Raw genomic sequence first — 22,721 nt, forward strand, 5'->3', positions numbered from 1 at the left:
GCCCCGCGACGCTAGCCCGGAGCCGGGGTTCCCGACGGGCCTGTGGCCGAACCGTGACCCAACCGGCACCGTCCCGAGACACCGTCGGGCGCCCGCTCACGCGAGCCGTGCCAGAGGTCCCGCAGCACGGCGTTGAACTCCTCGGCGACCGTCTGGACCTCGTGCCCCGCCCCCTGGATCACGCGCAGCTCCGCGCGGTGGTCGTGAGCCAGGGCGGCACAGACAGCGTGGAACGCCTCGTCGTGGCGCCCCGAGACCGCGACGACCGGGTACGGCGCGGTGCGAAGCCCGTCCACCGGCACCCGCGCCTCCCACGGCTGCCGCGCCCTCCGGAGCGCCGGCACGAGTGCCACCAGCTCGTCGAGCAACGCCGCGGAGAGCTCGTCCACGGGCACCCCGACGACGTGCAGGAAGTGCTCGAGGAACTCTCGGTCGCCTGTCCGGCTCGCGAACGCCGCCCTCAGTCGGAGCTCCAGCCGGCGGACGGCGGGGTGGTCCGCCGCGACCTGGAACAGCGGCGGCTCCGCGAGCACGAGCGATCGCACCGCCTCGGGTCGCAGGTCGGCGGCCACCAGGGCAGCGAGCCCGCCGTAGGAGTGACCCACGAGGTGCGCTCCGTCGCCGAGCAGCTCGGCGACGTCCGCACCGTCGGAGAGGAAGTCCTCCCCGACACTCGTGTGCACGTACGCGCGGCGGGTCGGCACCACGACCTCGTACCCCTCGTCGGCGAGCGGCCGCTGACACCGCCACTCGGACGGCCCGGTGGCCAGCGAACCGTGCACGAGCACGACGCGCTCACCCGCGCCCCATACCTCCACCGTGATCCCCGGCATGGGGGCACGGTAGCCAGCCGACCGTCGGGGCGGTGGCGGTTCACGCCGTGGGCGAGCCACCGTCCTGCCCCGGGTGGTGAGCGGCCGTAACCTCGGGGCATGGCCACCGACCTCCTGCCCGACGACCTGCTCGACCGGATCCGCTCCCGTGCCGCCGACTACGACCGGGCGAACGCGTTCTTCACCGAGGACCTCGCCGAGCTCGCCGAGTCCGGCTACCTCCGGGCGATGGTGCCGACCGAGCTCGGCGGCGCCGGGCTGACGCTCGAGCAGATGACCCGCGAGCAGATGCGCCTGGCCGGTGCCGCGCCGGCGACCGCGCTGGCCGTCAACATGCACCACGTCTGGGTGAGCGTCGCCCGCACGGTGCGGGCGCGCGGTGACGGCTCCTGCGACTTCATCCTCGAGGAGGCGGCGGCGGGTGAGGTCTTCGCCTTCGGGGTCTCCGAGGCCGGCAACGACCTCGTCCTCTTCGGCTCTGGTAGCGACGCCGTGCCCGACGGCGCGGGTGGCTACTCCTTCCACGGCACGAAGATCTTCACCTCGCTCTCCCCCGCCTGGACGAGGCTCGGCACGTTCGGCACCGACTCCAGCGGGGACGACGGCCCGCACAACGTGTGGGGCTTCGTGCCGCGCGACGGTGGCGGCGTCGAGGTCAGGGACGACTGGGACGCGATGGGCATGCGCGCCTCGCAGTCCTGCACCACCGTGCTCACCGGCGCCCACGCCCCCGCCGAGCGGATCGTGCGGCGCATCCCGCCGGGCCCGACCATGGACCCCTTCATCTTCGGGATCTTCGCGAGCTTCGAGATCCTGCTCGCCAGCGTCTACACCGGCATCGCCCAGCGGGCGATCGACGTCGCCGTGCGCACCGTCCGCACGAGGCGGTCCCGCGCGAACGACGGCGCCCCGTACGCGAACGACCCCGCGATCCGGTGGCGGCTGGCGGACGCGGCGATCCAGCTCGACGGCGTCTACCCCCAGATCGCGCAGATCGCCCGGGACGTCGACGACCAGGTCGACCGCGGACCGCTGTGGCTCCCGCAGCTGTCCGCCGTCAAGGTGCGCGCGACCGAGGTGGCCAAGGACGTCGTCGAGAAGGCCGTGCGCGTCTCGGGCGGCTCGTCGTACGTCAACCGCGCCGAGCTCTCGCGGCTCTACCGCGACGTTCTCGCCGGGATCTTCCACCCGAGCGACGACGAGTCGGTCCATGGGGCCTGGGCCAACGCGATGCTCGGCCCCGTCGTCGACTGGCCGCCCGCCGAGGACTGAGCGCGACCGCTGTCACGGGCGGTGCGCGGGACGGCTCACCGCGGCGTGTGCTGGTGGCTGACCATCCGCCAGCCGGCCGAGCGGCGCACGTAGAGGCTGGCGACGAGGGCGGAGTACGGCTGTCCACCCCGGGCTGCCTCGACCTCGTAGGTGACGACGGCGACGTCGTCCGTCGGGCGCAGCTCCTCGAGCCCGGACAGCTCGAAGGAGTCCCAGGCAGGACCGCCCATCGTCGCGAGGATCTGCGCCCTCTCCGTGAGCATCAACCCGCCGGGGAACAGCATCCGGACGTCGGCGTCCAGCACCTCGTCGTAGAACGCGGTGGCGCTCGCGGCGTCGGTGGACAGGGCCTGCCAGCCCTGGCGCTCGAGCTCACGGGGCTCCGTCATCGTCGGCTCCTCTCGTCCGTGCCGGTCCGCGCCGGCAGTCAGCTGACCGGAGCGACGGTAGGCAGTCCCTCCGTCGGCTGTCGAGCGGTTTGGCGGTCGGCGGGAACGCGAAGGGCCCGGCGACCGCGTGCGCGGTCACCGGGCCCCAGGCACTCGGAGGGTCAGGCCTCCACGGACGCGAGCTCGGCCTCGGTGGTCGCCTCGACGGGGTCGCCGCCGACGTGCTCCTCACCCTTGCCGGCCCGGTAGGCGGCCTCGATGCGCTCGCCGATGGTCTGGTCGACGTTCCTCCAGTACTGGAAGGCGTTGGACAGCACCGGCTCCTCGACGCCGCCGAGCAGCGAGCCGGCGACGGTCTCGACCAGCCCCTGACGCTGCTCCTCGGTGTAGACCTCCCGGACGAGGGTGCCCGGCTGGCCGAAGTCGTCGTCCTCGGCGTGCAGGGAGTACGCACTGCGCACCATCTCGCCGTCAGCCTCCCAGCCGTCGTCGACCGGGCCGGTCTCGTCGGCGTAGGGGCGGCCGTAGGAGTTGGGGACGTAGACCGGCGCGGTGCCGGAGTGCTCGAAGGTCATGTTGCCGTCGAAGAGGTAGTCGTTCGTCTCGACGACCGGCTTGTTGACCGGGAGCTGGTGGTAGTTCGTCCCGATCCGGGCGCGCTGCGCGTCGGCGTAGGAGAACACGCGACCGAGCAGCATCTTGTCCGGCGAGAAGCCGATGCCGGGGACCGTGTTGGACGGGGCGAACGCGGCCTGCTCGATCTCGGCGAAGAAGTTCTGCGGGTTGCGGTTGAGCTCCATCGTGCCGACCTTGATGAGCGGGTAGTCCCCGTGCGGCCACACCTTGGTGAGGTCGAAGGGGTTGAAGCGGTAGGTCTTGGCGTCCTCGTAGGGCATGACCTGGACCGACAGGGTCCAGCGCGGGAACTCGCGACGCTCGATCGCGTCGTGGAGGTCGCGGCGGTGGTAGTCCGCGTCCGAGCCGGCCAGCGCCTCGGCCTCGGCGTTGCTCAGATCCTGCAGGCCCTGCTCGGTGTGGAAGTGGTACTTCACCCAGAACCGCTCACCCTGGGCGTTGACCCACATGTAGGTGTGCGAGCCGTAGCCGTTCATGTGCCGCCAGGTGCGGGGGAGGCCGCGGTTGCCCATGAGGTAGGTGACCTGGTGGGCCGACTCGGGGTTCTGCGTCCAGAAGTCCCACTGCATGGTGTTGTCACGCAGCCCGGAGCCCGGCATGCGCTTCTGCGAGCGGATGAAGTGGGGGAACTTCATGGGGTCGCGGACGAAGAAGACCGGGGTGTTGTTCCCCACGAGGTCGAAGTTGCCCTCGCTGGTGTAGAACTTCAGCGAGAAGCCGCGGACGTCGCGCCACGTGTCGGGCGAGCCCTGCTCGCCGGCGACCGTGGAGAAGCGGGCGAGCATGTCGGTGGTGGCGCTCGGCTGGAAGAGCGCGGCCTTGGTGTACCGGCTGACGTCCTCGGTGGTGGTGAAGGTGCCGAACGCCCCGGCGCCCTTGGCGTGGGGGTTGCGCTCCGGGACGCGCTCACGGTTGAAGTGGGCGAGGGTCTCGACGAGCCGGACGTCGTGGAGAAGCAGCGGGCCGTTGCTCCCGATGGACAGCGAGTTGCGGTCCGAGGGGTTCGGCGTGCCGAAGCCGGTGGTCGAGCCCGTCGGCTGGGGGCCGGGGACGGTGTCGGTCATAGTGTCTCCTTCTGCGATACGGATGACTGCTGTCGGGAAAGGCAGGAGGGGCAGGTGCCCCAGTACAGGACCTCGGCCGTGTCGATGGCGAAGCCGTGGTCGTTGCTGGCGGTGAGGCACGGGGCGTGCCCGACGGCGCACGGCACGTCGCCGACGTCGCCGCAGGTGCGGCACACGACGTGGTGGTGGTTGTCGCCCCGGAAGAGCTCGAAGCGGCCCGGTGAGCCCTCCGGCTCGATGCGCCGCAGGATCGAGGCGTCGGTCAGGGCATGGAGGACGTCGTAGACCGCCTGCGTCGACACGGTCCCGAGGCGCTCGTGGACCCGGCGACGGATCTCCTCCGCGGTCGCATGGGGGTGTGCTGCCACCGCCGCGAGCACGGCCAGGCGCGGTGCGGTGACCCTGAGGTCGGCGGCGCGCAGCAGCTCGGCGTGGTCGGTGGGCATACGGCGACACTAGTCGTTTAACTGGAACCGTTCAAGTATTGGGGCGGTTCGAAGCGGTGTGGCGCGCAGCGCCCCGGGGCGGGCTGCGTGCCATCATCGGGCGATGAGCACGACGAGCGGCGCCTACCCGGAAGGGGCGCAGCGACCTTCGGTCATCGTCCGACCGGCGCTCCCGGCGGACGCCCGTCGCATCTTCGAGCTCGTCGAGCCCTACGCGGCCGAGCGGATCCTCATCGACAAGGACCTCATCGCCTACTTCGAGTCCATCCAGGAGTTCCTCGTCGCCGAGCTCCCCGACGACGACGGCACGTGGCAGGTCGTCGGGTGCGGCGCGCTGCACGTCCTGTGGGACGACATCGCCGAGGTCCGCACGCTGGCCGTCCACCGTGACGTCCAGCGCCGGGGCGTGGGCCGGCACGTCCTGGTCGCCCTCGTCGAGCGGGCACGCGAGCTGGGCCTGCAGCGGGTCTTCTGCCTCACCTTCGAGGTCGACTTCTTCCGTCAGCTCGGCTTCGAGGTCATCGAGGGGACGCCCGTGGGCACCGACGTGTACGCCCAGATGCTGCACTCGCACGACGACGGGATCGCCGAGTTCCTCGACCTCGCCAGGGTCAAGCCCAACACCCTGGGCAACTCGCGGATGCTCCTCGAGCTCTAGCAGCCCCTCGGGACCCGCCCGCCGTCAGGTGGCGCGCGCCAGGCGCCGTCGCAGCACGACGACGACGGCGGCGAGCTGTGCCGTCACCGCGGCGAGCGCCAGCACGAGGAGCGCGATGGTGGGCTCGGCGATCGTCCAGGCGGCGGACGCGGCGACGCACCAGACGAGCACGGCCCGGGCCACCAGACGCAGGCGCCGTCGCGCCGTGGCGAGGACCGCTCCGGCGGCCTCACCGCGCAGGACGCCACGCAGCCCGAGCCCGCCCACCACCGCGCCGACGAGCGCGAGGAGCTGACCGCCGCCGAGGACCGTGACGGCCGGGCCGGTGAGGGTGGGGTCGGAGCCGGAGAGGGCCAGGATCGCGCTGGCGACCACGGCCAGGCCGAGGCAGGCGGCGCCGCAGCCGATGACGGTGTCCCGAAGGGCCCGGATCGCGCGCGCGAGCCGCACGTCCTGCGGCACCGGTGAGGGGCTGTCCACCCGAGCAGCCTAGATCGGCCGACGTGGTGACCGGCACCGTGCCCGCCGGCCGGCCACGCGGTCGCGTCCTCGCGGGTGGCGGCCGAGGCGGTGACGCGTCCCGGCCCGCCGGCGTCAGCGGGGCAGGCCGTAGCGGCCGGGACCCCGCTCCGCGACGAGTCCGTCGGCGAGCAGCGAGGCGAGCGCCCGACGCGGCTGCTCGGGGTCGGCCATGCCCAGGGGCGCGAGGAGCTCCTCCTGCGCGAGGTCGCCGTCGTCGGGCAGCTCGCGCAGGCGAGCCATCACCCGCCCCCGGGCCTGGCGGTCCGTGCCGTGCCAGCGCTGGGTGCGGCGGCGCGCGGAGTGCTCGTCCGGTGGCGACCCGGCCAGCAGCCACCGGCACCGGTCCGCGAGCGGGCAGGCGTCGCAGCGCGGTGACCGAGCGGTGCAGACGAGCGCGCCGAGCTCCATGAGGCCCTCGTTCCAGCGCACCGAGAGGGCCGGCTCCGCGGGGAGCAGCTCGGCGGCGCGGGCCCGCTCGGCGACGGTGAGGCCGGGCGGCGGCAGCGCCCGGCCCTCGGCCACGCGGCCGAGCACCCGGCGCACGTTCGTGTCGAGGACGAGGGCGCGCCTCCGGTGAGCGAAGCTCGCGACGGCAGCCGCGGTGTAGGCACCGACCCCGGGGAGGCTCACCAGCTCCTCCTCCGTCGTCGGGACGGCACCACCGAAGCGCTCCACGACCGCCGCCGCACACTCCCGCAGTCGCAGCGCGCGGCGCGGGTAGCCGAGCCGCTGCCAGGCGCGCAGCACGTCCGCGGGGCTCGCCCCCGCGAGGTCCTCCGGGCGCGGCCAGCGGGACATCCAGGCCTCCCACACCGGGGCCACCCGTGCGACGGGGGTCTGCTGGGACATGACCTCGCTGACGAGCACTCCCCACGCCGTCGTGCCGGGGCGCCGCCACGGCAGGTCACGGGCGTTGACGGTGTACCAGGCGGCCACCGTGGCGTGGAGGTCGGGCGAGAGCATCACCACCAGTGTGCCCCGCTCCGGCGAGCCGCCGTCGGCATGCCGCACGACGTGCCTACCGTCGGACCGTGAGCACCACGACGACCGGTCGGCGGCCCGGACCAGCCCGCCCCTCCCCGGCGGTGTACCGCCGGCGCCGCATCGTCGCGCTCGTCGTCCTGCTCGTCGTCGTCGGGGCGGTCGCCTGGGGCGTGACCGCGCTCCTCGGTCGGGGGCAGGACACGGGCGTGGGGCCGGACGCCGCAGCCGCCGCAGCACCTTCCGAGGACGCGCCCGCCGAGGAGGCGGCGTCCCCCGGCGAGGTGGTCGCCTGCGACTCCGCAGCCCTGGACACGAGCCTCGCGCTCGACCCGCAGACGCCCGCGCCCGGGTCCGGCGTCCAGTTCCTCGTGACGCTCACCAACACCGGCGCCGCACCCTGCCTCCTGGACGCCGGGCCGGCGACCTTCGTCGCCTCCGTGAGCTCGGGCTCCGACACCGTGTGGCGCTCGGACCACTGCGGGGACGAGGCGACGAAGGAGCTGCTCCTCGACGTCGGGACCGAGACCTCCGTCGCCGTCCCCTGGGACGGCCGCCGCTCCGCCGAGGGCTGCGCCGGCGACCAGCCGCAGGCCGGGACGGGGACCTACCGGGTGTCGGTGACGCTCGACGGCGAGCCCGTCGAGCGCGGCGCGGGCCGCGTCTTCACGGTCGGCTGACCGCACGACCGGTCAGACGTAGCGCTCGAGGATCGAGGACTCGGCGAGCCGGGAGAGCCCCTCGCGCACAGACCGGGCCCGCTGGGGACCCACACCGTCGACCTGCTGCAGCTCCTCGGTGCTCGCCGCGAGCAGCTTCTGCAGCGGGCCGAGGTGCTCGACCAGTGCCGACACGACTGCCGAGGGCAGTCGTGGGATGCGGGAGAGCATGCGGAAGCCGCGCGGGCTCAGGGGGTCGTCCAGCGACTGCCCGTCCGGTCCGCCGATGCCCAGGGCGCGGGCGATCGCCGACATCTCGATGAGCTCGGCCGAGGACAGCGCGGCCAGCCGGGTGAGCACCCCGGTGACGTTGTCGGCCGCCCGCGCGGAGTAGTCGCGGATGATGAACTCGCGGTCCGGCGCGAGACCGCCGATGAGCTCGTCCAGCTGGAGGGACAGCAGCCGTCCGTCGGCTCCGAGCTCGATGACGTAGCCGTCGATCTCGGCCGAGATGCGGGAGACCATCTCCAGCCGCTGGACGACGGTCGTGACGTCCCGGACGGTGACGAGGTCCTCGATCTCGAGGGCGGCGAGCGTCCCGGAGACCTCGTCCAGGCGCGCCTTGTACCGCTCGAGGGTCGCCAGGGCTTGGTGGGCCCGGGAGAGGATCGCGCTGGAGTCCTCGACGACGTGACGCACGCCGTCGACGTACAGCGCCACGATCCGCATCGACTGGCTCACCGTGATCACCGGGTAGCCGGTCTGCTTCGCCACGCGCTCGGCGGTGCGGTGCCGCATGCCCGACTCGCTCGTCTCCACGCTCGTGTCCGGCATGAGCTGGACGTTGGCGCGCCGGATGCGCTGGCGGGCGTAGTCGACGACGACGGCGCCGTCCATCTTGGCCAGCTCACGCAGCCGCGTGGCCGAGAACTCGACGTCGAGGTCGAAACCGCCCGAGCAGATCGTCTCGACGAGGTCGTCGTAGCCGAGCACGATGAGCGCGCCCGTCCGCCCGCGCAGGATCCGCTCGAGGCCGTCCCGCAGCTCGGTACCCGGGGCGACGGCCTGCAGGGTGGAGCGCAGCAGGTTGTCGGGCTGCTCGGGCACGTGCTCTCCTCGGGTCGGCGTGGGGGCGTCGCGCGCACGCTCCGTGCGTCATCCTACGGCGCGGGCCGTCCGGCCTCTCCGCCACGCCCGTCGGTGGGCGCCGCACGCCCGGGCAACGCGACGAGGAGCGCCTCCTGGACGTTGGCCACGGGCCGCACGCGGATGCCCGCGACCGCCTTGAGCTGCTCGGCGCCGTGGCGGGGGACGAGGGCGGTGGTGAAGCCGAGGCGGGCCGCCTCGCTGAGCCGTCGCTGGACGCCCACCGTCGCCCGGACGTCGCCCGTGAGCCCGACCTCCCCGATCGCGACGACGCCACCGACGAGCGGCCGGTCGGACGCGGCGCTGGCCACCGAGAGCGCGACGGCGAGGTCGACCGCCGGCTCGACGGCACGTGCCCCGCCGACGGTCGAGACGTAGACGTCGCGTCCGGTGAGGTCCAGACCGAGGCGTGCCTGGAGCACGGCCAGCGTCATGGCGGTGCGGGAGCCGTCGACGCCGGAGGTCGTCCGGCGGGGGTTGCTCAACGAGCTGGCGGCGACGAGCGCCTGGATCTCGGTGGGCATCGGGCGACGGCCCTCGAGGCTCACCGAGGCGCAGGTACCGGGCACCGGCGTGGTGCGCGCGTCGGAGAGGAACAGGCCCGAGGGGTCCGCCAGGCCCCGGATGCCCGTGTCGGACAGCTCGAAGCAGCCGACCTCGTCGGTGGGGCCGTAGCGGTTCTTCGTGGCGCGCAGCAGCCGCAGCCTGGAGTGACGGTCGCCGTCGAACTGGCACACGACGTCGACGAGGTGCTCCAGCACCCGCGGGCCGGCGAGCGACCCGTCCTTGGTCACGTGCCCGACGAGGACGACGGGGATGTGGCGCTTCTTCGCCGCACCGATCAGTGCCGCGGCCACCTCACGCACCTGGCTGACGCCCCCGGCCGCGCCGTCGACCTGACCGGACGCGATGGTCTGCACGGAGTCGACGACGACGAGGGAGGGCTCGGCGGCCTCGATGTGGCCGAGCACGGTGGCGAGGTCGTTCTCCGCGGTGAGCAGCAGGCGTTCGGCCAGCGCGCCGATCCGCTCGGCGCGCAGACGCACCTGGCTGGCCGACTCCTCCCCGGTGACGTAGAGCACCTGGCCCGTGGACTGCTCGGCTGCCCGTGCGGCGACGTCGAGCAGCAGCGTCGACTTCCCGGCACCCGGCTCGCCGGCGAGGAGGACGACGGCACCGGGCACGATGCCGCCGCCGAGGACGCGGTCGAGCTCGCCGACCCCGGTGGGCCGGGCACGGGCGGTGTCGACGTCGACGTCGGCGATGCGCTGCGCCGCGAGCGCGGGCCGGGCGGCCGCCGGGGTGCGGCTGGTGGCCGCGGCACCCGCCTCGGCCACCGTTCCCCACGCCTGGCACTCCCCGCACCGGCCCACCCACTTGGCCGTGCTCCAGCCGCACTCGGCGCAGCGGTAGGCGGGGCGCTGGGCCCTGGCGGTGGTGCTCATGACGTCGACGGTAACGGGAGGCGGTGACATCCTCCTCGACCGGCGCGGGTCAGACGTCGACGGCGTCGATCCGGAGCCGCAGCGTGTGGGAGTCCCCGGTGGCGAGCTCGACGAGGTCCGTGCCGGAGTTGAAGGCGTCCGGCGGGCAGGTCATCGGTTCCACCGCCACGCCGCGGCGCCCGACCAGCTCGCCGCTGTAGATCTGCAGCCACGGCGCGTCGGCGTGGAGCCGGACCTGCAGCGCCCGCTCCGCGCTGGTGAGCGTGACGGTCCAGCCGCCGGTCGGCAGGTCGGTGTAGGCGTGGTCGATGCGCGTGTCCCCCAGCGGCGCGTCCCCGGGCAGGGCCAGGCCGGCGTCCGCGGCGGGCACGGTCGAGACCGGTCGCAACCGGTCGTCGACGGTGAGGACCGACCGGGCCGGGGCACGGAGCACGCACTCGTCGACCGGCTGCAGGTCGCACGTGAGGTACGGGTGCGTCGAGGACCCGTAGGGCGCGGTGCGGGCACCGATGTTCGTCGTCGTGATCTCCACACCCAGCCCGTCGTCCGCGTCCAGGCGGTAGGTGACGCGGCTGTGGAGGTGGAACGGGTAGCCGTAGCGGGGAGCGATCTCGAGCTCCAGCACGACGTGCGCGTCGGACTGCGCGACGACGTCCCACACGCTCCAGCACGCCAGGCCGTGCAGTGCCGCGTTCGTCTCGTGCTCGTTGACGGGGACCCGGTGGGTCTCGCCGTCGTACTCGTAGGTGCCGTCGGTGATCCGGTTGGGCCACGGGACGAGCGTGGCGCCGGGGTACCCGAGCGGCAGCTCGGCCGGGTCGTGCCCGACGACGACCTGCCGGCCGCGGTGCTGCAGACCCGCCAGACCGGCGCCGACCGGCACGATCGTCGCGGTGTAGTCACCGGAGGTGAGGGTGACGGCGGGCGCGGGAACGGTCATGACTCTCCTCGAGACGCAGTGGGGACGCGGACTCAGGGCCGGGCGGCGAAGGTCTCGAGGAGGCTCGAGTCACCGGACACGATGATCGTGTCCCCGGGGTGGATGAGGGTCTCCTCGGTCGCGTACTCGAAGGCCTCGCCGGGGGACTTCACGCCGAGCACGGTGACGCCGTAGCGCGCCCGGATCTGCGACTGGCCGATCGTGAAGCCGTGGGTCTCCCGCGGTGGCCGCATCTTGACGATGGTGAAGCCGTCCTCCATCTCGATGTAGTCGAGCATGCGCCCGGAGACCATGTGCGCCACCCGCTGGCCGGCGTCGTGCTCCGGGTAGACGACGTGGTGGGCACCGATCCGGCGCAGGATCCTGCCGTGCTCCGCCGAGGTGGCCTTCGCCCAGATCTGGGGAACCTCCATGTCCACGAGGTTGGCGGTGATGAGCACGCTGGCCTCCAGCGACGTGCCGACCCCGACGACGACGACGGAGAAGTCCTGCGCGCCCAGCTGGTCGAGCGCGTCGGGGTTGGTGGCGTCGGCCTCGATGACCGGTAGCCGCCCCGACCACTGGGACACGAGGTGCTCGTCCTTCTCGACGGCAAGCACCTCCCGACCGATGTCCTCCAGCGTCGCCGCCAGGGCGGAGCCGAACCGGCCGAGGCCGATGACCAGTACCGCGCTCGCGCGCGGGGCGTCCCTCTGCGCCATGTGCGCACCTTCCTTCCGTCGGGCCCAGTGTGCCCGTGTCAGCCGACGATCGGCGGCTCGGCCGGCATCCGGATCACGCGTCGGCGCTGCCGCAGGGCCAGTGCGCCGGCGAGGGTGATGGTCCCGAGCCGGCCCGCGAACATCAGCGCGGCCAGCACGTACTTCCCTGCGTCGGGGAGCACCGGTGAGATGCCCGTGCTCAGCCCGACGGTCGCGAAGGCCGAGATCACCTCGAAGAGCACGAGCTCGAGCTCGTGGTCGGTGAAGACCAGCAGCAGCAGCGTGGCGACGCCCACCAGCGTGGCACCGAGGAAGGCCACGGCGACGGCGAGGCGGATGGTGATCGTGCCCACCCGCCGTCCGAAGGCCTCCGCGTCCCGGTCGCCGCGCGCCTCGGCGATGATCGCGAGCACGAGGACGGCGAAGGTGGTGACCTTGATGCCTCCTGCGGTCGACGCCGAGCCGCCACCGACGAACATGAGCGCGTCCTGCATGAAGCGCGTCGTGTCGCTCATGTCCGCGACCTCCACCGTGCTCAGCCCCGAGGACCGGGAGTTGACGCCGGCGAGCAGCGACGCGAGCACGCGGTCGGCGACCGGCAGCGGTGCCAGGGTGGAGGCGTTGCGCCACTCGAAGGCCGCGAAGCCGAGCGTGCCCCCGACGGCGAGCACCGCGTAGGTCACGAGCGTGAGCTTGGTGTGCAGGGTCAGCCACCGGGTGTGGCGCACCCGCTCGGCGAGGTTGAGGATCACCGGGAAGCCGAGCGCTCCGACGGCCCCCCCGACGATGATCGGCAGGCACATCCACCAGTCGCCGACGAACTGCTCGAGGCCACCCTCGAGGACGATGAAGCCGGCGTTGTTGAAGATCGACAGGGCCATGAACAACCCGTGCCACAGGGCCTCGGCGATCGACTCGCCCATGGCCAGGAAGCGGGGGACGAGCACGAGGAACAGCACCAGCTCGATGACCAGCGACGCGACGACGACGGCGCGCACGAGCGTGCCGACCTCACCCAGCCGCGTCGTCTTCCGCTCCGAGGCGGCGAGCAGCCGCTGGGTGAGCCCGATCCGGCGTGAGACCGCGAGCCCGAGGATCGAGGCCAGCGTCATGACGCCCAGGCCACCGATCTTGATGCCGACGAGGATGACCGCCTGGCCCAGCCCGGACCAGTAGGTCGCGGTCGGCACGGTGGTCAGCCCGGTGACGCAGACGGCCGACACGGCGGTGAAGAGGGCGTCGACGAACGGTGCCCGCTCGCCGCTCCGGGTCGCGGCAGGCAGGGACAGCAGCCCGGTGACGACGGCGATGATCCCGGCGAACACGAGGAGGGCCAGGCGGGCGGGGGAGTGGCGGGCGATGTGGTCGACCGCGTCGCGGAGCGCGCCGAGCACCCGGGTCGGCAGGGCCGGCCGACTCTCGCTGCGTGCGGTGGTCACGCGCACACCTTGCCAGACCCCGGCCCGCGTTACCGTGAAGCATGCCCAAGCCGCTGCTCCTGTGGAGCGAGGACCTCCTCGAGTACGACTTCGGCGCGGGCCACCCGATGGCTCCGCTGCGCCTCGCGCTCACCCACGGGCTGATGCGGCACCTGGGGGTGCTCGACGCCTTCGCCGTCGAGCCGGTCGTCCCCGCCGACGACGCGGCGCTGCTCCGGGTGCACGAGGCGGACTACCTCGCCGCAGTGCGTGCGGCCGAGGACGGTCACCCCGACCCGGCGCACGGCCTCGGGGAGCCGGACAACCCGATCTTCGGGAACATCCACGCCGCGGGCGCGCGTGTGGTCGGGTCCACGCTCCGCGCGGTGACAGCCGTGTGGGAGGGACACGCGCCCCGTGCGCTGAGCCTCGCCGGCGGCATGCACCACGCCATGCCGGCCCGTGCCTCGGGATTCTGCGTCTACAACGACGTCGCCGTCGCGATCGCGGCAGCCCTGGCCGCGGGTGCCGAGCGGGTCGCCTACGTCGACCTCGACGCCCACCACGGCGACGGCGTGGAGCGCGCCTTCTGGGACGACGACCGCGTCCTGACCATCTCGGTGCACCAGCATCCCGGGACCCTCTTCCCCGGGACGGGCTACGCCCAGGACGTCGGCGGCCCCGCGGCGCGCGGCGGCGCCGTCAACGTGGCGCTCCCGCCGCGCACCGGGGACGCCGCGTGGCTGCGGGTGCTCGACGCCGTCGTCCTGCCCCTGGTCCAGGACTTCGCGCCCCAGCTGCTCGTCACGCAGCACGGCTGCGACTCCCACGCCCTGGACCCGCTGGCCGAGCTGTCCGTCTCCGTCGACGCCCAGCGACGGGCCGCCCTCCTCATGGCCGAGCTCGCCGACGAGCACGCCGGGGGCCGGTGGGTCGCCACCGGCGGCGGCGGCTACGAGGTCGTGTCCGTCGTCCCACGCGTGTGGACCCACCTGGCCGCGATCGTCGCCGGGCGACCGATCGACCCGGCGACCGCCGTGCCCGAGCCGTGGCGCGCGGAGATCGCCGAGCTGGCGGACGTCGAGGCGCCGCTGCGGATGACCGACGACGTGACGGCCGACTACCGGCCGTGGTCCTCCGGGTACAACCCCGACGACGCCGTCGACCGGGCCATCATGGCGTCCCGCGGCGCGACGTTCCCGTGGCGTGGGCTCGACCCCCAGCAGCTGTGAGCCCGCCGAACGTTTCCCAAAACCGGCCCCAGCCTCTAGAGTTCGAGCGTATCTCCGGCGCAGTCGCGCCTGAACACGACACGGGTAGGTGGACATGGCCGAGCGACAGGCGCCGCGGTTCCTCACGGTGGCCGAGGTTGCCGAGCTCCTCCGGGTGTCGAAGATGACGGTGTACCGCATGGTGCACGCCGGAGACATCCCCGCCGTCCGCGTCGGTCGCTCCTTCCGCGTCCCGCAGCACGCCGTCGAGGAGATGCTCAGCAGCGGTGTCGGGGACTGGAACCCGGAGAGCCAGGCCCGATAGCGCGCGCCGGGCGCCCGCTCGCGAGACGATTCCGCGATGGCCCCGACGCGTACCCTGCTCATCGTCCTCGCCGGCGGCGCGGGCTCCCGCCTGGAGACGCTGACCGAGCGTCGGGCCAAGCCCGCCCTGCGTTTCGGCGGCAGCCACCGCCTCATCGACTTCCCCCTCTCGCACGCCGCGAACAGCGGCATCAGCGACGTGTGGGTCATCGAGCAGTTCGAGCCGGAGTCGATCACCGAGCACCTGGCGGGCGGACGCCCGTGGGACCTCGACCGGTCGCGCGGCGGGCTCATGCTCCTCGGACCGCACCGGGGTGACGAGCGCGAGGGCTGGCACACCGGGACCGCGGACGCGCTGTGGCGCAAGGCCGACCTCATCCGTGGCCACGACCCCGAGGTCGTCCTGGTCGCCTCCGCCGACGCGGTCTACCGGATGGACTACGCCGACGTCGTCGCCCACCACCTCGACAGCGGGGCCGAGGTCACCATGGTGACCACCCGGCACGACGGCGACGTCACGCGCTACGGCGTCGTCGTCGCCGAGGGCGGGCGCATCCAGCAGTACGAGCTCAAGCCGGACGACCCGCCCTCCCGCGTGGTCACCACCGAGGTGTTCGCCTTCGACCCGGCCGCCCTCGTCGGCACGCTCGAGGCCGCCGCCGAGGCGCGCCCGGACGAGGGCCTGGGTGACCTCGGGGAGCAGGTGCTGCCGGCGATGGTCGAGCGGGGTGGTGCCGCGGAGTACCGGCACACCGGCTACTGGCAGGACGTCGGGACGGTGGAGGCGTACTGGTCGGCGCACATGGAGCTCATCGAGCAGCCGCCGTTCGACCTCGACGACCCGGCATGGCCCGTCCGCACCCGGTCGCAGCGCCACGTCGGTGCCCGCGTCCACGCGCGCGGGACGGTCGAGGACTCGCTGCTCGCACCCGGGGTCGTCGTCGAGGGGACGGTGCGCCACAGCGTCCTCGGGCCGGGCGTGCAGGTGGCACCGGACGCCGAGGTCGTCGACTCCGTCCTGCTCGACGACGTCCGGATCGGCCCGGGCGCGCGGGTGCGGCGCAGCGTCGTCGACGAGGCGGCGCGGGTCCGGGGACGGGCCCAGGTCGGCGGCGGCGGCGCCCAGGACGACATCGCCCTCATCGGGGCGCGCAGTGTCGTCCACCCGCGCAAGCGGGTCCCCGCGGGGGGCCGCTACCCGGCGTGACGACCGCCGCACCGCGCCGGTCGGGTGGAGACGCTAGACTCGTGACGTTCTGCGTGTAGTCACCGTGCTGCGCGCCACCGTTCCGGCTCACCCAGCACTGTGAGGTTTCATGGGCTCTGTCATCAAGAAGCGCCGCAAGCGTATGTCCAAGAAGAAGCACCGCAAGCTGCTTCGCAAGACGCGTCACCAGCGCCGCAACAAGAAGTAGGCACTGATCTCCCCAGGCCCGGCAACTGCCGGGCCTGGCGCGTCCCTGCGGTCAGTCACCGGGACGTCGTGCGGTCACGCACCGGTCCGGCGGCGCAGCGAGCGGAGGACGGCGGCCGCCGTCCACACCGCTCCGGCCCAGCCCGCGCTGCGCACCCCGGTGCGGACCCCGCGGCCGACGTCCCTGCGGCGGCGGCGGAAGTCTCGCACCGGCCAGCCCACCTCGCTGGCGTGCAGCCGCAGCCGCGGCTCGGGGTTGATCGCGCACGCCGAGCCCACCGTCTCCAGCAGGGGGATGTCGTTGACCGAGTCGCCGTAGGCGTGGCTGCGCGAGAGGTCGATCCCGCGCTCGTCCGCGAGGGTGAGGACGTTGGCCTTCTTGCCCTCGCCGTGCAGCATGTTGCCGTCCAGCTTGCCGGTGTAGACCCCCTCACGGGACTCGGCGATGGTGCCGAGCGCACCGGTGGCGCCCAGACGGGCGGCCAGCAGGTCCGCGATCTCGGCGGGCGTGGCCGTGACGAGCCAGACCTCGTGGCCCGCCGCCAGGTGCTCCTCGATGAGCGCCCGGGCGCCGGGGTAGATCTTGTTCGCGAGCACCTGGTCGTAGACCTCCTCGCCGATCGAGACGATCTCGGCGACGGTGCGTCCGCGCACGATGCGCAGCGCCCGGGCGCGCACGTCGGCGATCCGGCGCAGGCTCTCCCCGAGGAGGAAGTAGGAGACGGAGTGCCGCGCGAAAAAGGCGATGTCTCGCAGCCCGAAGAAGTCGCGGCGGTACAGCTCGCGCGCGAGGTGGTAGGCGCTCGCGCCGCGGATGATCGTGTTGTCGACGTCGAAGAACGCGGCGACCACATCGGCGGGCTCGCGGGACGCGTCGTCGGCTAAAGGGCTGCTCGTCGCGTGCACGTCCCCACCCTAGGGTGCCGCCCGTAGGATCGCTGGGTGCCCGACTCCCGAGTGGTCCTGTACTCCCGCGCCGGTTGCCACCTGTGCGACGAGGCGCGCGACGTCGTCGTCGTCGAGTGCGAGCGTGCCGACGCCGGGTGGGACGAGGTCGACGTGGACGCCGACCTCGGGCTGCAGGCCCGTTACGGGGAGTACGTGCCCGTCGTCGAGGTCGACGGCGTGGTCCAGGGCTACTGGCAGATCGACGCCGGCCGGCTCAGGAGCGCGCTGGCGGGCTGAGGCGAGGACGACGACGGCGGCCGGTGCGCGTGGCACCGACCGCCGGCAGGGTCGTGGTCCCGCGCCGGGCGCGGGGACGGGTCAGGCCTGCGCGCCCTCGACCGCGGCCACGATGGCCGAGATCTCCAGGGCGATGCGGATCTTGTCGCCGACGAGCACGCCGCCGGTCTCGAGGGCCGCGTTCCAGGTGAGGCCGAACTCCTTGCGGGAGACCTCGGTGGTGGCGCTGAAGCCGACGCGCGGGTTGCCGAACGGGTCGGTGGCCGCACCGTTGTACTCCACCGCGAGGGTGGCGGGCCTGGTCACGCCGTTGATGGTGAGGTCGCCGGCGACGGTGAACTCCTCGCCGCTGCCCTCGACGCCCGTGCTGACGAAGGTCCAGGTCGGCTTGCTCTCGGCGTCCCAGAAGTCCGCGCTGCGCAGGTGGTTGTCGCGGTTCTCGTCGCGCGTGTCGACGGAGGCCGACTGGATCGTCACGTTGACGGCGGAGTCGGCGAAGCTCTCGGCGACGACGATCTCGCCGGAGAAGTCGGTGAACTGGCCGCGGACCTTGGCAATGCCGGCGTGGCGGACGGTGAAGCCGACCTCGGAGTGCGAGGGGTCGATGGTGTACGTGCCGGGTGCGGGGGTGCTCGTCATGGTGTCTCCAGGAAGGTTGTCGCTTGACTTGACCCTTCAACTATACGTCCGGTGACAGGCGCGCGCAAGAGGTGCGTGCCCCGGGTCGGTGGTGACCGTGCGCACTGGCCCGGCGTGCCGGGTGGGCCGCGGAGTTTGCGACACTAGGGACATGTCGCGAACCACGGTGCACCTGCTGCGGCACGGCGAGGTCCACAACCCCGACGGCATCCTCTACGGACGCCTCGAGGGGTACCGGCTGTCCGAGCGCGGGCAGCAGATGGCCCGGCGCGTGGCCGAGGTCCTCCACGGCAACGGCCACGACATCCGCCGCGTCGTCGCCTCGCCGCTCCAGCGGGCGCAGGAGACGGCGCTGCCGACCGCGCAGGCGTACGGCCTGGACGTCGGGACCGACGAGCGGCTCATCGAGGCGGCCAACGACTTCGAGGGCACCACCGTCGGCAGCCGGCGCGGCTCGCTCGCCAGCCCCCGCTACTGGCGGCGCTACGTCAACCCCGCGCGGCCCAGCTGGGGTGAGCCCTACCGTGACCAGGTGGCCCGGATGACGGCGGTCGTCGGCGACGTGCGCCGCGGCCTCGCCGATGGTGGGGAGGCACTCCTCGTCAGCCACCAGCTCCCGATCTGGGTCACCCGGCTGTTCCTCGAGCGCCGGCCCCTGTGGCACGACCCGCGCCGGCGCCAGTGCTCCCTCGCCTCCCTCACCTCGCTCACCTTCGACGGCACCCGGCTGGTGGGACTCGCCTACTGGGAGCCGGCCGCTGACCTCGTCGCCGGTGCTCTCGACCTGCTCCCGGGCGGGTCCGGGGCCGCCATCCCCCGCAGTGCCGCCCAGCAGGAGCGCGGCAGCGAGGGGTCGGCGTGACCCGGGCCGTGCGCGCCGTGGCCGCGGCCCTGGTCGCCGCCCTGGCACTCGTCGGGTGCGGCACCACCGCCGAGACGCCGCAGGACAGCACCGGCGCCGGCTACCAGGCGGGCGACGGCTCGTGGACGACGTGGGAGGCGGGGGAGCGCGGCGACCCGGTCGAGCTCGTCGGCACGACCTACGACGGCGAGGCGGTGGACCTCGCGGACTGGCGTGGCGACGTCGTCGTCCTCAACTTCTGGTACGCGGCCTGCCCGCCGTGCCGCGCCGAGGCGGGCGACCTGGCTGCCATCGACGCCGACTACGCGGACGGCGGGGTGCGGCTGCTCGGGATCAACCCGCGCGACGACGCCGCCACGGCCCAGGCCTTCGAACGCACCTTCGGCGTGCCCTACCCGAGCCTCCACGACGAGGCCGCCAGCGGTGTCGCGGCACTCCAGGGGGTCGTCCCGCTCCAGGCGATGCCGACGACCGTCGTGCTCGACGCCGAGGGTCGGGTCGCGGGGCGGGTGCTCGGCCAGATCGACCCCGCCGTCGTGCGCGGCATGATCGACGACGTCCTCTCCGAGGCCGTCCGATGAGCTGGGAGGCGATCGCCGAGGTCTTCCGCACGACCGTCCTCAGCGGGTCCCTGCTCGCCGCGGTGCCGGTGGCGCTGCTGGCCGGGGCGGTCTCCTTCGCCTCGCCCTGCGTGCTGCCCCTCGTCCCCGGGTACGTCGGCTACCTGGGCGGGATGGCGGGCTCCCTGGGCCAGGGGACCGGCCGCGGCGCCGCCGGCGGCCGGACCTCGACGGCGACCGCGACCCGCACGGGCACCGGTCAGGGGCGCCTGCTGCTCGGCGTCGTCCTGTTCGTCCTGGGCTTCAGCGCCGTGTTCGTCCTCGCCGGGGTGGTCTTCGGCGGGCTCGGGCTCGCGCTGCGGCCGTGGGTGGACGTCCTCACCCGCGCGATGGGCGTCGTCGTCATCCTCATGGGGCTCGCCTTCATGGGCGCCGTGCCCTTCCTCCAGCGGGACCGCCGGCTGCACCTCAGCCCGCGTGCCGGGCTGTGGGGCGCGCCGCTCCTCGGCGTCGTGTTCGGGCTGGGCTGGGCGCCGTGCATCGGCCCGACCCTCTCCGCGGTGCTGCTCCTGTCCCTTGACGGCGGTGACCCCGTCCGCGGTGGGCTGCTGGCGGCCGCGTACTGCGTCGGCCTCGGTGTGCCGTTCATCGTCATCGCGCTGCTCTACTCGCGCACCACCCGCGCCCTGGGCTTCCTGCGGCGGCACCGCCTGACGATCATGCGGATCGGTGGCGCGCTGCTCGTGCTCGTCGGCCTCGCGCTCGTCACCGGCCTGTGGGGGCACTTCGCCGGCTGGGTGCAGGGCCTGGTCGCCGACTTCGTGACGGTGGTGTGATGGCCTACCGCCCCGAGGGTCTGCGGACGATGGACGAGGCGCAGGAGGCGCCGCAGCCGTCACCGGCCGGCATCGGCGTGCGCGGCTGGCTCCGCTGGGCGTGGCGCCAGCTCACCTCGATGCGGGTGGCGCTGCTCCTGCTCATGCTGCTCGCGATCGCCGCCCTCCCCGGCGCCGTCTTCCCGCAGGCGCCGCAGGACGCAGCCGCGGTCGCCAGCTACAAGGCCGACCAGCCGCAGCTCTCCCGGTGGCTCGAGCGGCTCGGGCTCTTCGACGTCTACGGCGCCCCCTGGTTCGCAGCGATCTACCTGCTGCTCTTCGTCTCGCTCGTCGGCTGCATCCTGCCCCGCACACGGGCGCACGTCGCCGCGCTGCGCGCCGCCCCCTCCAGGGTCCCGCGCCGGCTCTCCCGCTTCCCCGTGCGCGACACCCACACGACGACGGCGTCGCCCGAGCAGGTCGACCGGGCGGTGCGTTCGGCCCTGGGCCGGCGGTTCCGGGTCGCGCGGACCCCGGACGGTCTCAGCGCCGAGCGCGGCTACCTGCGCGAGACCGGGAACATCGTCTTCCACCTCTCGCTCGTCGGCGTGCTCGTCGCCCTCGCGGCCGGTCAGCTGCTCAGCTACCGCGGGCAGGCCGTGGTCGTCGAGGGCCGCTCCTTCGCCAACGCCGTCGTCGACTACGACACCTTCACCCCCGGGACCCTCGTCGACAGCGACGACCTCGAGCCCTTCACCTTCACCCTCACCGAGATGGCCTCGGAGTTCACCGTCGACGCGCAGGCGCGGGACTTCGCGGCGCACGTCGTCGTCACCGAGCCCGACGGCGACACGGTCGAGGACGTCATCCGGGTGAACTACCCGATCAACGCTGCGGGCGCGAACATCTACCTCGCGGGCAACGGCTTCGCGCCGCACCTCACCGTCCGCGACGCCGAGGGGGAGGTGGCCTTCTCCCAGCCGGTGCCCTTCCTGCCCGAGGACGACTTCTACACCTCCCGCGGCGTCGTCAAGGTCCCGGACGTCTCGCCCGGACTCGACCAGCTCGGCTTCACCGGCTACCTGCTGCCGACGGCGGTCGTCGACGAGGCCGGGGCGCGCTCGGTGCACCCGCAGCCCAACGCCCCGCTCCTCGTCCTGGACGTCTACGCCGGTGACCTCGGGCTGGACGACGGCGTCCCGCAGAACGTCTACGAGCTCGCCACCGACGGCATGACGCAGGTGATGGACGGGCCGGAGGAGGCGAAGATCCTGCTCGAGCCGGGCCAGGAGGTCGAGCTGCCGGACGGCCTGGGCACCATCTCCTTCGACACGCTGCCCCGCTTCGCCGCCCTCGACCTGCGCTACGACCCCTCGCTCACCGTGCTCCTCGTCTCCGCGCTGCTCGCGATGGCCGGGCTGGCTGCCTCGCTGTTCGCGCCCCGCCGCCGGCTCTGGGTGAGGACCACCCACGACGACGGACGTACAGTTGTCGAGGCGGCCGCGCTCGCCCGCGGGGACGACCCGGGGCTGGAGCGGGAGCTGGAGCGCGTGATGACCGCCGTCCGGGCCGTGGGGCCCACACCACAGGAGGACACGTGAACGACCTCGGCCAGCTGAGCCTGCTGGCGATCTACGGCGCGATGGCCGCCTACGGCATCGCGATGGTCGCCTTCGGCATCGACCTGTCGGCGCTGCGGGACGGCGGCCCCACCGGGCGCCCGCGGCGGGCGGTGCGCGTCGCGATGACGACGACGACGGCGGGACTCGCGCTGCACGTCGTCGGCGTGGTCACCCGCGGCTTCGCGGCCGGGCGGGTGCCGTGGGCCAACATGTACGAGTTCTCCATCGTCTTCACCCTCGTCGCGGTCTCCACCTTCGTGCTCATCCAGCGGTGGCGTGACCTGCGGTACCTCGGCGCGCTCGTCATCACGCCGACGCTCCTCGCCCTCGGCCTGGCCGTCTCGGTGCTCTACATCGAGGCCGACGGGGTGCGCCCGGCGCTGGACCACTACTGGCTCGTCATCCACGTCTCCGTCGCGACGATGGCGATCGGCGTCTTCGCGGTTGCCGCAGCACTGTCCGTGGTCCAGCTCGTCAAGGAGCGCGGGGAGCGCACGCGCGTGGCGGAGCGCGAGCCCGCCGTGGCGCTCGCCGGGGGCGCCGCGGGCACGGCGACGTCCGCCGCCGACGGCGACGCCGCCGCCGGTGCCGGGCCGGGTCGTGGGTTCTGGGGGCGGCTGGCCGACGTCCTGCCGAGCTCGGCCGAGCTGGAGCGGTACGCCTACCGGCTCAACGCCGTCGGCTTCCTCCTGTGGACCTTCACGCTCATCGCCGGCGCCATCTGGGCGGAGCACGCCTGGGGCCGCCCGTGGGCGTGGGACCCCAAGGAGGTCGGCACCTTCGTCGTCTGGGTCGTCTACGCCGCCTACCTCCACGCCCGGGCCACCCGCGGCTGGGACGGGCGCAAGGCCGCCTACCTCGGGCTCACCGGCTTCGGGCTGCTCCTGTGCAACTACTACGTGGTGAACCTCTTCACCGAGACGGTGCACGGGTACGCGTTCTGACGCCCGGCGTCACCGACCCGCCCGCGTCGCGGCGA

26 protein-coding genes are annotated in these 22,721 nt (G+C 73.4%); 13 read left to right on the top strand and 13 right to left on the bottom strand.

What is annotated here, in order from left to right; genetic code table 11:
* Positions 1–11 precede the first annotated feature (11 nt).
* A complete protein-coding gene (locus VR894_RS01205) occupies positions 12–833 on the bottom strand; it encodes an alpha/beta fold hydrolase (RefSeq protein WP_324649474.1) in 822 nt (273 codons plus the stop codon).
* Positions 834–932: 99 nt separating this feature from the next.
* Here VR894_RS01205 and VR894_RS01210 point away from each other — a divergent pair, with 99 nt between their 5' ends.
* A complete protein-coding gene (locus VR894_RS01210) occupies positions 933–2,105 on the top strand; it encodes an acyl-CoA dehydrogenase family protein (RefSeq protein ID WP_324649475.1) in 1,173 nt (390 codons plus the stop codon).
* 35 nt (positions 2,106–2,140) lie between these two features.
* Here VR894_RS01210 and VR894_RS01215 read toward each other — a convergent pair whose 3' ends face one another.
* The 3 genes from VR894_RS01215 to VR894_RS01225 form a co-directional block, all read right to left on the bottom strand.
* Entirely contained in the window at positions 2,141–2,494 is a 354-nt protein-coding gene (locus tag VR894_RS01215) for a nuclear transport factor 2 family protein (protein ID WP_324649476.1), read from the bottom strand.
* Between the two features lie 161 nt (positions 2,495–2,655).
* On the bottom strand, positions 2,656–4,194 hold the full coding sequence (locus VR894_RS01220; RefSeq protein ID WP_324649477.1) for a catalase: 1,539 nt from the start codon (positions 4,192–4,194) through the stop codon (positions 2,656–2,658).
* Entirely contained in the window at positions 4,191–4,640 is a 450-nt protein-coding gene (locus tag VR894_RS01225) for a Fur family transcriptional regulator (protein WP_324649478.1), read from the bottom strand. The genes VR894_RS01220 and VR894_RS01225 overlap by 4 nt, the downstream gene beginning before the upstream one ends.
* A gap of 103 nt (positions 4,641–4,743) precedes the next feature.
* Here VR894_RS01225 and VR894_RS01230 point away from each other — a divergent pair, with 103 nt between their 5' ends.
* Entirely contained in the window at positions 4,744–5,298 is a 555-nt protein-coding gene (locus tag VR894_RS01230) for an amino-acid N-acetyltransferase (RefSeq protein WP_324649479.1), read from the top strand.
* Between the two features lie 24 nt (positions 5,299–5,322).
* Here VR894_RS01230 and VR894_RS01235 read toward each other — a convergent pair whose 3' ends face one another.
* Both VR894_RS01235 and VR894_RS01240 read right to left on the bottom strand, forming a co-directional pair.
* The gene (locus tag VR894_RS01235) at positions 5,323–5,778 is read right to left on the bottom strand and encodes a hypothetical protein (RefSeq protein WP_324649480.1); all 456 of its coding nucleotides are present in this window, start codon (positions 5,776–5,778) and stop codon (positions 5,323–5,325) included.
* 114 nt (positions 5,779–5,892) lie between these two features.
* A complete protein-coding gene (locus VR894_RS01240) occupies positions 5,893–6,783 on the bottom strand; it encodes an A/G-specific adenine glycosylase (protein ID WP_324649481.1) in 891 nt (296 codons plus the stop codon).
* Between the two features lie 68 nt (positions 6,784–6,851).
* On the opposite strand from VR894_RS01240, the gene VR894_RS01245 reads away from it, so the two are divergent.
* Entirely contained in the window at positions 6,852–7,481 is a 630-nt protein-coding gene (locus VR894_RS01245; RefSeq protein WP_324649482.1) for a hypothetical protein, read from the top strand.
* 12 nt (positions 7,482–7,493) lie between these two features.
* On the opposite strand, the gene disA is transcribed toward VR894_RS01245, so the two are convergent.
* Genes disA through VR894_RS01270 form a run of 5 tightly spaced genes read right to left on the bottom strand, consistent with a single transcriptional unit; the run spans position 7,494 to position 13,131 of the window.
* The gene (gene disA / locus VR894_RS01250; protein WP_324649483.1) at positions 7,494–8,567 is read right to left on the bottom strand and encodes a DNA integrity scanning diadenylate cyclase DisA; all 1,074 of its coding nucleotides are present in this window, start codon (positions 8,565–8,567) and stop codon (positions 7,494–7,496) included.
* Positions 8,568–8,620: 53 nt separating this feature from the next.
* On the bottom strand, positions 8,621–10,051 hold the full coding sequence (radA, locus tag VR894_RS01255) for a DNA repair protein RadA (RefSeq protein WP_324649484.1): 1,431 nt from the start codon (positions 10,049–10,051) through the stop codon (positions 8,621–8,623).
* Between the two features lie 49 nt (positions 10,052–10,100).
* Positions 10,101–10,991, bottom strand: a complete 891-nt coding sequence (locus tag VR894_RS01260; RefSeq protein WP_324649485.1) for an aldose-1-epimerase — start codon at positions 10,989–10,991, stop codon at positions 10,101–10,103.
* Between the two features lie 32 nt (positions 10,992–11,023).
* The gene (locus VR894_RS01265; protein WP_324649486.1) at positions 11,024–11,692 is read right to left on the bottom strand and encodes a TrkA family potassium uptake protein; all 669 of its coding nucleotides are present in this window, start codon (positions 11,690–11,692) and stop codon (positions 11,024–11,026) included.
* Between the two features lie 38 nt (positions 11,693–11,730).
* Positions 11,731–13,131 (bottom strand): TrkH family potassium uptake protein, encoded by a 1,401-nt coding sequence (locus VR894_RS01270; protein ID WP_324649487.1) that lies wholly within the window; start codon positions 13,129–13,131, stop codon positions 11,731–11,733.
* A gap of 41 nt (positions 13,132–13,172) precedes the next feature.
* Between VR894_RS01270 and VR894_RS01275 the strand changes: the two genes are divergently transcribed.
* From VR894_RS01275 to VR894_RS01290, 4 genes are all read left to right on the top strand, one after another.
* The gene (locus VR894_RS01275) at positions 13,173–14,342 is read left to right on the top strand and encodes an acetoin utilization protein AcuC (protein WP_324649488.1); all 1,170 of its coding nucleotides are present in this window, start codon (positions 13,173–13,175) and stop codon (positions 14,340–14,342) included.
* Positions 14,343–14,436: 94 nt separating this feature from the next.
* Positions 14,437–14,646, top strand: a complete 210-nt coding sequence (locus VR894_RS01280) for a helix-turn-helix domain-containing protein (RefSeq protein ID WP_324649489.1) — start codon at positions 14,437–14,439, stop codon at positions 14,644–14,646.
* 36 nt (positions 14,647–14,682) lie between these two features.
* Positions 14,683–15,852, top strand: a complete 1,170-nt coding sequence (locus tag VR894_RS01285) for a glucose-1-phosphate adenylyltransferase family protein (RefSeq protein ID WP_324649490.1) — start codon at positions 14,683–14,685, stop codon at positions 15,850–15,852.
* 109 nt (positions 15,853–15,961) lie between these two features.
* Positions 15,962–16,060 carry a 30S ribosomal protein bS22 gene (locus VR894_RS01290; protein WP_005504750.1) on the top strand — a complete coding sequence of 33 codons (99 nt, stop codon included), beginning with the start codon at positions 15,962–15,964 and terminating at the stop codon, positions 16,058–16,060.
* Positions 16,061–16,134: 74 nt separating this feature from the next.
* Here the strand turns inward: VR894_RS01290 and VR894_RS01295 are convergent, their stop codons facing one another.
* The gene (locus VR894_RS01295; RefSeq protein ID WP_324649492.1) at positions 16,135–16,965 is read right to left on the bottom strand and encodes an HAD-IB family hydrolase; all 831 of its coding nucleotides are present in this window, start codon (positions 16,963–16,965) and stop codon (positions 16,135–16,137) included.
* A 36-nt stretch (positions 16,966–17,001) separates the two neighbouring features.
* Here VR894_RS01295 and VR894_RS01300 point away from each other — a divergent pair, with 36 nt between their 5' ends.
* Positions 17,002–17,244, top strand: coding sequence for a glutaredoxin family protein (locus tag VR894_RS01300; RefSeq protein WP_324649493.1), 243 nt, complete (start codon positions 17,002–17,004; stop codon positions 17,242–17,244).
* An 81-nt stretch (positions 17,245–17,325) separates the two neighbouring features.
* Here the strand turns inward: VR894_RS01300 and VR894_RS01305 are convergent, their stop codons facing one another.
* The gene (locus tag VR894_RS01305; RefSeq protein WP_324649494.1) at positions 17,326–17,883 is read right to left on the bottom strand and encodes a YceI family protein; all 558 of its coding nucleotides are present in this window, start codon (positions 17,881–17,883) and stop codon (positions 17,326–17,328) included.
* Positions 17,884–18,034: 151 nt separating this feature from the next.
* On the opposite strand from VR894_RS01305, the gene VR894_RS01310 reads away from it, so the two are divergent.
* From VR894_RS01310 to ccsB, 5 genes are read left to right on the top strand one after another with little or no spacing between them, the layout of a single operon-like run.
* On the top strand, positions 18,035–18,745 hold the full coding sequence (locus VR894_RS01310) for a histidine phosphatase family protein (RefSeq protein ID WP_324649495.1): 711 nt from the start codon (positions 18,035–18,037) through the stop codon (positions 18,743–18,745).
* Positions 18,742–19,326 (top strand): TlpA disulfide reductase family protein, encoded by a 585-nt coding sequence (locus VR894_RS01315; RefSeq protein ID WP_324649496.1) that lies wholly within the window; start codon positions 18,742–18,744, stop codon positions 19,324–19,326. The genes VR894_RS01310 and VR894_RS01315 overlap by 4 nt, the downstream gene beginning before the upstream one ends.
* The gene (locus VR894_RS01320; protein WP_324649497.1) at positions 19,323–20,141 is read left to right on the top strand and encodes a cytochrome c biogenesis CcdA family protein; all 819 of its coding nucleotides are present in this window, start codon (positions 19,323–19,325) and stop codon (positions 20,139–20,141) included. Before VR894_RS01315 ends, VR894_RS01320 begins: the two co-directional genes overlap by 4 nt.
* Positions 20,141–21,721 carry a cytochrome c biogenesis protein ResB gene (resB, locus tag VR894_RS01325; protein ID WP_416380786.1) on the top strand — a complete coding sequence of 527 codons (1,581 nt, stop codon included), beginning with the start codon at positions 20,141–20,143 and terminating at the stop codon, positions 21,719–21,721. Before VR894_RS01320 ends, resB begins: the two co-directional genes overlap by 1 nt.
* Complete coding sequence (gene ccsB / locus VR894_RS01330) at positions 21,718–22,686, top strand: c-type cytochrome biogenesis protein CcsB (RefSeq protein WP_324649498.1); 969 nt, start codon at positions 21,718–21,720, stop codon at positions 22,684–22,686. Before resB ends, ccsB begins: the two co-directional genes overlap by 4 nt.
* Positions 22,687–22,721 lie beyond the last annotated feature (35 nt).

The organism is Georgenia sp. H159 (assembly GCF_035607575.1).
Classification (GTDB): Bacteria; Actinomycetota; Actinomycetes; order Actinomycetales; family Actinomycetaceae; genus Oceanitalea.

What these genes read in the sequence shown, in the direction of transcription:
- VR894_RS01205 (WP_324649474.1), bottom strand. Translation starts at nt 833, where the DNA reads ATGCCGGGGATCACGGTGGAGGTATGGGGCGCGGGTGAGCGCGTCGTG.
- VR894_RS01210 (WP_324649475.1), top strand. Translation starts at nt 933, where the DNA reads ATGGCCACCGACCTCCTGCCCGACGACCTGCTCGACCGGATCCGCTCC.
- VR894_RS01215 (WP_324649476.1), bottom strand. Translation starts at nt 2,494, where the DNA reads ATGACGGAGCCCCGTGAGCTCGAGCGCCAGGGCTGGCAGGCCCTGTCC.
- VR894_RS01220 (WP_324649477.1), bottom strand. Translation starts at nt 4,194, where the DNA reads ATGACCGACACCGTCCCCGGCCCCCAGCCGACGGGCTCGACCACCGGC.
- VR894_RS01225 (WP_324649478.1), bottom strand. Translation starts at nt 4,640, where the DNA reads ATGCCCACCGACCACGCCGAGCTGCTGCGCGCCGCCGACCTCAGGGTC.
- VR894_RS01230 (WP_324649479.1), top strand. Translation starts at nt 4,744, where the DNA reads ATGAGCACGACGAGCGGCGCCTACCCGGAAGGGGCGCAGCGACCTTCG.
- VR894_RS01240 (WP_324649481.1), bottom strand. Translation starts at nt 6,783, where the DNA reads ATGCTCTCGCCCGACCTCCACGCCACGGTGGCCGCCTGGTACACCGTC.
- radA (WP_324649484.1), bottom strand. Translation starts at nt 10,051, where the DNA reads ATGAGCACCACCGCCAGGGCCCAGCGCCCCGCCTACCGCTGCGCCGAG.
- VR894_RS01260 (WP_324649485.1), bottom strand. Translation starts at nt 10,991, where the DNA reads ATGACCGTTCCCGCGCCCGCCGTCACCCTCACCTCCGGTGACTACACC.
- VR894_RS01265 (WP_324649486.1), bottom strand. Translation starts at nt 11,692, where the DNA reads ATGGCGCAGAGGGACGCCCCGCGCGCGAGCGCGGTACTGGTCATCGGC.
- VR894_RS01275 (WP_324649488.1), top strand. Translation starts at nt 13,173, where the DNA reads ATGCCCAAGCCGCTGCTCCTGTGGAGCGAGGACCTCCTCGAGTACGAC.
- VR894_RS01280 (WP_324649489.1), top strand. Translation starts at nt 14,437, where the DNA reads ATGGCCGAGCGACAGGCGCCGCGGTTCCTCACGGTGGCCGAGGTTGCC.
- VR894_RS01285 (WP_324649490.1), top strand. Translation starts at nt 14,683, where the DNA reads ATGGCCCCGACGCGTACCCTGCTCATCGTCCTCGCCGGCGGCGCGGGC.
- VR894_RS01290 (WP_005504750.1), top strand. Translation starts at nt 15,962, where the DNA reads ATGGGCTCTGTCATCAAGAAGCGCCGCAAGCGTATGTCCAAGAAGAAG.
- VR894_RS01305 (WP_324649494.1), bottom strand. Translation starts at nt 17,883, where the DNA reads ATGACGAGCACCCCCGCACCCGGCACGTACACCATCGACCCCTCGCAC.
- VR894_RS01310 (WP_324649495.1), top strand. Translation starts at nt 18,035, where the DNA reads ATGTCGCGAACCACGGTGCACCTGCTGCGGCACGGCGAGGTCCACAAC.
- VR894_RS01320 (WP_324649497.1), top strand. Translation starts at nt 19,323, where the DNA reads ATGAGCTGGGAGGCGATCGCCGAGGTCTTCCGCACGACCGTCCTCAGC.
- resB (WP_416380786.1), top strand. Translation starts at nt 20,141, where the DNA reads ATGGCCTACCGCCCCGAGGGTCTGCGGACGATGGACGAGGCGCAGGAG.